We start from the raw sequence: 7,482 nt of genomic DNA on the forward strand, positions 1-7,482 counted from the left end.
TCACCTTTTGGCCCATTTCGCGGGGCCTGTCCATGGCCCGCGCATCCGCCGCTCTGTCAGCCCCGAGAGGAGGATCGAGGCCAGCACGCAGCCGGTGAAAAGGTAAAGCCCCCAGGCGCCCTCGACATGAGTGCGGCTGACGTCCTTGACCACCACGACATAAAGCGCGATCAGAAAGACATCGGCCATGGCAAGCTTGCCCAGCCAGGCCAGCACGGGCAGGGCGCGCAGATCGAGCAGGCGGACCTGCACCAGCGCCAGCCCGATGCACTTGAGGTAGGGCGCGAAAAGCGCCAGCGCGGTGACGATGACGGCCAGGACCACGTCACTGTCCCAAAGGCTTTGCAGCCCCGAGACGATGGAAATCTCGTTCAGCCCGAACAGCGGCAGCAGCGCCGCCCGCAGCAAGGGCGCGAACCAGGCCACCGGAAAGAGCACCAGCAGGCAAAGGTTGGCCACACGCAGGGCGGCGTCCATCAGCGCACAGCCTCGATCGGCCCCTCGGCGCTGCCGGTGATGAACTGGTGCAGGTAGGGATCGCCGCTGTTGTCCATCTGCGCCACCGGGCCGGACCAGCGCACCTTGCCCGCGTGCAGCATGGCCACGTCGTCTGCGATGGCGCGCACGCTGGTCATGTCGTGGGTGATGGTGATGGCGGTCGCGCCCATTTCGGTGACGATCTCGCGGATCAATTCGTTGATGACACCCGACATGATCGGGTCCAGCCCCGTGGTGGGTTCGTCGAAGAAGATGATCTCGGGCTCGGCGGCGATGGCCCGGGCCAGGCCGACGCGTTTCTGCATCCCGCCCGAAAGCTCGGCCGGCAGGCGGTCGGCCACATCCGGCGACAGCCCGACGCGGCGCAGCTTTTCAACCGCGATCTCGCGCGCCTCGGCCTTGGGCCGCTTGAGGCGGCCGCGCAGCAGGCGAAAGGCGACGTTCTGCCAGACCGGCAGGCTGTCGAAGAGCGCACCGCCCTGGAATAGCATCCCGAACCGGGCGAGGAATGCGTCGCGGTCGGCGCGGGTCACGTCCTCGCCGTCCACCTCGATGGTGCCGCTGTCGGGCGTGACCAGCCCGAGGATGGACTTGATCAGCACCGACTTGCCGGTGCCCGACCCGCCGATGACCACCATGCTTTCACCGCGGGGCACGTGCAGGTCCACGCCGCGCAGCACCGCGTTGGCGCCAAAGGATTTGTGCAGGTCACTGAGCCGGATCATGCGGAAAAGAACGCCTCCGTCAGCAGGAAGTTCGCCGCCAGGATCAGCACCGCGGCGGCCACCACCGAGGTCTTGGTCGCCCGGCCCACGCCCATGGCGCCGCGGTCGGACTGCATCCCGTAATAGCAGCCCATCAGCGCGGCGATGAAGCCGAAGACCGCGCCCTTGGCCAATGACGAGACGATGTCGAGCCGGGTCAGGAAATCGGCGGTATTCTTGAGATAGGCGGCGGCGTTGAAGCCCAGCCGTTCGGTGCCGACCAGAAAGCCGCCCATGATACCGATGATGTCGCCGATGCCCACCAGAACCGGCATGACGAGCGTCGCCGCCAGAACCCGCGGCAGGGTCAGGTATTTCATCGGATGGGTGGACAGCGTGACAAGCGCGTCGATCTGTTCGGTCACCTTCATGGTGGCGATCTCGGCGGCGATGGAGGATGTCACACGTGCGGCGATCATCAGTCCCACCAGGACAGGGCCCAGTTCGCGCACCATGCCGATGGCCACGATCTGCGGCACCACCGCCTGGGCGTCGAAGCGCGAGCCGCCGGCGTAGATCTGCAGCGCCAGCGCGCCGCCGGTGAACAGCGCCGTCAGCCCCACCACGGGCAGCGAGAAATAGCCGATCTGCACCAGCGCATGGCCGAATTCACGAAAATAGAACGGCGGGCGTACCAGGTGCGAGACGGTCTGCCCGATGAAGATGGCCAGCCGTCCAATGGCGGCCAGCAGGCTCAGTGTCGCCGCCCCCGTTGCGGCCAGCGCCCGCGTCATGCGCCCGAATACCGGCGCGCGTAGCGGCTGCCCAGCGCGGTCAGCACCTCATATCCGATGGTGCCGGACTGGTCGGCGATGTCATCGACGGTCTGCTGCGGCGAGAGCAGCGACAGGCTGCCCGGAACCTCGTCCAGGTCGGTCACATCCGCGGTGATCAGGTCCATGGACACCCGGCCCACCACCGACACCGGCTGCGACCCGTGCCACAGTTGCGCCTTGTTGGACAGCACGCGATGGATGCCGTCGGCATAGCCCGCGCTGACCGTGACCAGCTTGGTGGGCCGCTGCGCCGTCCAGGTGTTGCCGTAGCCCACCGTCTCGCCCTCGGCCACGTCGCGCAGCTGGATCACCGGCAGGTCAAGCTGCACCACCGGCCGGGCATCGGCGAAGGGCAGCCCGCCGTAAAGGCCGACGCCGGGCCGGGTCAGGTCGAAGTGATACTCCGGCCCCATCTGGATGGCCCCCGTCGCCGCCAGCGAGCGCGGCACCTTGATGCCGTCGGTCATCAGGTGGAATTCCTCGAGCTGCTGGCGGTTCATCGGATGCTCCGGGTCGTCCTGGCAGGCCAGGTGGCTCATCACCAGTTGGCAGTTCTGGCCAAGGGCGATCTCGGCGACGCTGGCCCAGTCCTCGATCTCCATGCCAAGCCGGTTCATGCCGGTGTCCAATTGGATGCCGAAGGGATGGTCGGGCAGGCTTTCAAGGTGGCGGGTCAACTGGCCCACGGTATTGATCATGGGCGTCAGGCCCATGTCGCCGATCATGTCGGTGTCGCCGCGCATGTGGCCCGAGAAGACGCAGATCGCGGGGTTCGGCCCCAGCGCCTGGCGCAGCCTGACTCCTTCTTCGGCGACGGCGACGAAAAAGGTTTTCGCGCCCGCGCGCGCCAGCGCCCGCGCGACCTTGTCCACCCCCAGCCCATAGCCGTCGGCCTTGACGACCGCGGCCGTCTCGACCTCGGTCATGGCATCCAGCGCCTGCCAGTTCCGGGTCAGCGCGGTCAGATCGATATTGAGGAAGCCACTCGACATGGCTGGGGTTTTGACAGGTGGCAGGCAGGGGGGCAAGCGCGCTTTGCTCCGGGTGCCGTTATCCGAAGTCGCCAGCGCCCTGCTGCCAGGGTTTGACCAGGTTGCCGAAGCGGGTGAACTGGCTCTCGAAGGCCAGTTCGACCGACCCGATGGGGCCGTGGCGCTGTTTGCCGATGATGACCTCGGCCTTGCCGTGCAGCCGTGCCATGCGTTCCTGCCAGGCGGCCATCTCGTCGAGCTTGTCCTCCGAGGGTTTCTCACGCTCGACGTAATATTCCTCGCGGAAGACGAACATGACCACGTCGGCGTCCTGCTCGATCGAGCCGGATTCGCGCAGGTCCGACAGTTGCGGGCGCTTGTCGTCGCGGCTCTCGACCTGGCGCGAAAGCTGCGACAGGGCCAGCACGGGGATGTCCAGTTCCTTGGCGATGGCCTTGAGGCCCATGGAAATTTCGGCGATCTCCTGCACCCGGTTGTCGGCGTTGCCCCGCAGAAGTTGCAGGTAGTCCACGATGAGCAGGTCCAGCCCGTGGGTCCGTTTCAGCCGCCGCGCGCGGGCAGCGACCTGGGAAATCGGCAGGGCGGGCGTGTCGTCGATGAAGAGCGGGCAGGCCTCCAACTCCTTGGCGGCCTCGACGAAGCGGCGGAACTCGGTCTCGTCCATGTCGCCTTGGCGGATCTTGTGGCTGGAGATTTCCGAGGCCTCGGCCAGGATTCGGCCCGCCAACTGCTCGGCGCTCATCTCGAGGCTGAAAAAGCCCACCACGCCGCCGTCGACCGCGCCCTCGGTGCCATCGGAGAGCTTGCCGCGCTTGTAGGCCTTGGCGACATTGAAGGCGATGTTGGTGGCCAGCGAGGTCTTGCCCATCGAGGGCCGCCCGGCCAGGATCAGCAGGTCCGAGGAATGCAGGCCGCCCAGCTTGGTGTCCATGTCGGCCAGCCCGGTGGCGACGCCCGCCAGGCCCCCCTCGCGCTGGTAGGCCGCGTTGGCCACGTTAACAGCGTCCGTCACCGCCTTGAGAAAGCTTTGGAAGCCGCTTTCGGACTGGCCCTGTTCGGCCAGCTGGTAAAGCTTCTGTTCGGCCTCGACGATCTGTTCGCGCGGCTCGCTGTCCACGTCGACCCGTGCCGCCTTGGCCGAGATGTCCTGGCCCACCTGGATCAGCTCGCGCCGCACCGCCAGGTCATGGATCATCTGCGCGTAGTCGCGCGCCGCAAAGGCCGAGATCGCCGCCCCGGCCAGCCGCGCGAGATAGGCCGGTCCGCCCAGTTCCTTGAGCCCCTCGTCATCCTCAAGGAACGCCTTGAGCGTCACCGGCGAGGCCAGCGCGTTCTTCTGGATGCGCGCCGCGGCGGTCTCGAAGATGCGGGCATGGACCGGGTCGTAGAAATGATCGGGCTTCACGATCGAGGCGATGCGGTCGAAGACATCGTTGTTGGTCAGGATCGCGCCCAGCAGTTGCTGTTCGGCCTCGATGGAATGGGGCAGGCTGCCCGCGTCGCCGCTGCCGCTGGCATTGAATGTGGTGATCTCGTTCATGCGCTCGCCCCCGATTCCCGCTGTCCTGTCCCAGGCCCCGGGTTCTAGCGGTCGCGCGGGGCGCACGCCATCTGCAAAAAGCTGGGGACAGGCTGTGGGCAAGGCGCCAACAGACGCCACTTGCCCTACAATAGCAGCACATCTGGTGGTCGGATGTCCAACCCTCGCAAGATCGGCCAGCCATCGCCCCCGCGTGCCTCGGGTTAGTCCGGGATTGCTCCACAGGTTATCCCAAGGAAATCCGGCCTGTCCCGGTCTGGCCGCGCGTCAGGCGCCTGCAGGGGCCCATCCGGCGGGCTCGTGCAAATAGCCTTCCACCGCGTCCAGCGTGTCGGCGTCGAAGGCACCCATGGCCCGGGCCTCGGCCAGCACGTCCCACCAGGTGCACAGGTGGATCAGCGACACATCGTGCTCGGCCAGGCTCTCTTGCACGCCTGGATGGATGCCATAGAAGAAGATCACGGCTGTATGCCGGCACTGCGCGCCAGTCGCGCGGATCGCCTCGACGAAGGACAGTTTCGAGCCGCCATCGGTGGTCAGGTCCTCGACCAGCAGCACGCGCTGTCCCTCGGTCATGGTGCCCTCGATGCGCGCATTCCGGCCATAGCCCTTGGGCTTCTTGCGCACGTAGGTCATGGGCAGGGCCAGCCGCTCGGCCACCAAGGCGGCAAAGGGGATTCCGGCGGTTTCGCCGCCGGCGATGTTGTCGAAAGCCTCGAAGCCCGCCTCGCGCATCACGGTGACGGCCAGGAAATCCATCAGCACCGAGCGCAGCCGCGGATAGGAGATCAGCTTGCGGCAGTCGATGTAGGTCGGCGCCTGCTTGCCGCTGGCATGGGTGAAGGGCTCGCGCGCGTTGAAATGGATCGCCTCGATCTCGATCAGCATCCGTGCGGTCAGGCGGGCGATCTCGGGCTTGTCGGGGAAAGAGGCGGGGATCATCGGCCGCTGGCTCCTGTCTTCATCTTGGCAAGTAAACTCGATCGGCGCCCGGTGTCAGCCCGCGACACGCCAGTGCAGGGGGAACCCGGGATCGAAGACCGTGACCTGTCCGTCGCCGGTCTCGATCCGTTCGGGATAGGCGACGGGGTCGCCCTTGACCAGCGTGATCGTCTCCTCGTTGACGGGCAGATCGTAAAAGCGCGGCCCGTTGCGCGAGGTGAAGGCCTCCAGCTGGCCCAGCTTGCCGGCGACGTCAAAGACCTCGGCCAGGCAGGACAGGGTGTTGGGCGCGGTGAAACAGCCCGCACAGCCGCAGGGCTGCAGCTTGTTGGCGTCATTGTGCGGGGCGCTGTCGGTGCCCAGGAAAAAGCGCCGGTCGCCGCTCGTGGCGGCCTGCACCAGCGCGATGCGGTGGCGTTCGCGCTTGGCCACGGGCAGGCAGTAGTAATGCGGCTTGATCCCGCCGACCAGGATGTCGTTGCGGTTGATGACCAGGTGGTGCGTGGTGATCGTGGCCGCCAGCCCGCGCGGCGTGTCGCGCACGTAGTCCACCGCATCCTGGGTGGTGACATGTTCCATGATGACGCGCAGATCGGGGGTCTTCTTGCGGATCGGCTTGAGAATCTTGTCGATGAACACCGCCTCGCGGTCGAAGATGTCGACCTCGGGGTCGGTGACCTCGCCATGCACGCACAGCGGACAGCCGATCTCGGCCATCTTCTCCAGCACCGGGCGGACCTTGTCGAAATCCCGCACGCCGCTGGCCGAATTCGTGGTGGCCCCGGCGGGGTAGAGCTTCACGGCCGCGATCAGCCCCTCGGCATGGGCGCGGGCGACATCCTCGGGGTCGGTCTCCTCGGTGAGATAGAGCGTCATCAGCGGCTGGAAGGTGCTGTCCGGGGGCCGGGCGGCGAGGATGCGGTCGCGATAGCCGGCGGCCTGGGCGCCGGTGACAACCGGGGGAACCAGGTTCGGCATGATGATCGCCCGGGCGAAATGGGCCGCGGAGTGTGGCAGAACGCCCCTGAGCATCTCGCCATCGCGCAGATGCAGGTGCCAGTCGTCGGGGCGGCGGATCGTCAGCCGCATCGGGTCGCGCTTGTTCATGTGCGGGGCATACACCGCCGGCCCCGCGCTTTCCAGCATGATCGTATCGGGATGCCGCGCCGCGCGCCGGCCTTGGTTGCCCTGATCAGCCTCAGACGCTGCCGGGATCGGGGGTGTCGTGGCCCGTCGCTGCCCTGGGTGCCGCCCCGGCGCGGCCGGCCTCGTTTGGGGCCAGGGTGTGGTCGGCGAACAGCGACCGGTTGCTGTCGTGCATCAGGAAGCGGCACAACCGGGCCAGCAATCCCACGCGGCCGTCATCGTCGAGCTGCCGGAACAGCGTCCGCAAGTAGGGCAGGTGTTCGCGTCGGGCGCGCCAGTGGCGAGCGAATGGGGCGGCATCCAGCGTGCCCGCCATCGCATCGTCGATCAGGTGGTCCAGCACACCCATCGCCGCCAGCTCGCGCTCGGGCGTGGGGCCAAGGTGGGGTGTGCGCAGCAGCATCGTGTTATGCGCGGCGAATAGGGTCGCGTGCATGGCGTCCTCGGCCACCAGCGGATCGTGCAGGATCCAGGCCCGGCTGGCGGTCTCCAGCATCTGAGGCGCATAGCCGAAGCGGCTGGTGAAATCCCTGGCGCGCTGGCCCAGGAACCGGCGATCCCAGGCGGCCTGGGCCGGGTCCAGCGTTGCCTGTGGGCGGATGGCCAGTACCCGCGCCTCGGGGGCAGCCACGGAATAGGCCGCCGCGGCATAGCCCGCGCCGCCCGCGCCGAAGAACAGCACCCGGTCGAAATCCTCGAAATAGCCCGCGTCGATCAGTCGGTCGAAGTAGGCGTGGACGGCGCCGTCGCGAAACCAGCTGTCGCGCGCGTCGGCCAGCAGCGTCAGGGCCGACCAGCCGCGCGCCCGCGCCACCAGCCAACCG

General features: G+C 67.4%; 8 protein-coding genes. All 8 read right to left on the reverse strand.

Translation table 11 applies throughout. From position 1 onward, the window contains the following. Positions 1-477 (reverse strand): paraquat-inducible protein A, encoded by a 477-nt coding sequence (locus ACH107_RS08830; protein WP_310690734.1) that lies wholly within the window; start codon positions 475-477, stop codon positions 1-3. Further along, positions 477-1,223 carry an ABC transporter ATP-binding protein gene (locus tag ACH107_RS08835; RefSeq protein ID WP_310690733.1) on the reverse strand — a complete coding sequence of 249 codons (747 nt, stop codon included), beginning with the start codon at positions 1,221-1,223 and terminating at the stop codon, positions 477-479. The genes ACH107_RS08830 and ACH107_RS08835 overlap by 1 nt, the downstream gene beginning before the upstream one ends. Next, complete coding sequence (locus ACH107_RS08840; RefSeq protein WP_310690732.1) at positions 1,220-1,996, reverse strand: ABC transporter permease; 777 nt, start codon at positions 1,994-1,996, stop codon at positions 1,220-1,222. Before ACH107_RS08840 ends, ACH107_RS08835 begins: the two co-directional genes overlap by 4 nt. Next, the gene (gene alr, locus ACH107_RS08845; protein ID WP_310690731.1) at positions 1,993-3,030 is read right to left on the reverse strand and encodes an alanine racemase; all 1,038 of its coding nucleotides are present in this window, start codon (positions 3,028-3,030) and stop codon (positions 1,993-1,995) included. Before alr ends, ACH107_RS08840 begins: the two co-directional genes overlap by 4 nt. A 58-nt stretch (positions 3,031-3,088) precedes the next feature. Further along, positions 3,089-4,570, reverse strand: coding sequence for a replicative DNA helicase (locus ACH107_RS08850; protein WP_310690730.1), 1,482 nt, complete (start codon positions 4,568-4,570; stop codon positions 3,089-3,091). A 267-nt stretch (positions 4,571-4,837) separates the two neighbouring features. Continuing rightward, positions 4,838-5,512, reverse strand: coding sequence for an orotate phosphoribosyltransferase (locus ACH107_RS08855; RefSeq protein ID WP_310690729.1), 675 nt, complete (start codon positions 5,510-5,512; stop codon positions 4,838-4,840). 54 nt (positions 5,513-5,566) lie between these two features. After that, positions 5,567-6,619, reverse strand: a complete 1,053-nt coding sequence (gene pyrC, locus ACH107_RS08860) for a dihydroorotase (protein WP_412505508.1) — start codon at positions 6,617-6,619, stop codon at positions 5,567-5,569. A 91-nt stretch (positions 6,620-6,710) separates the two neighbouring features. Then, on the reverse strand, positions 6,711-7,482 hold a 772-nt coding region (locus ACH107_RS08865; RefSeq protein ID WP_412505506.1), incomplete at its 5' end, for a hypothetical protein.

It is taken from the genome of Roseovarius halophilus (ex Wu et al. 2025) (assembly GCF_047086965.1).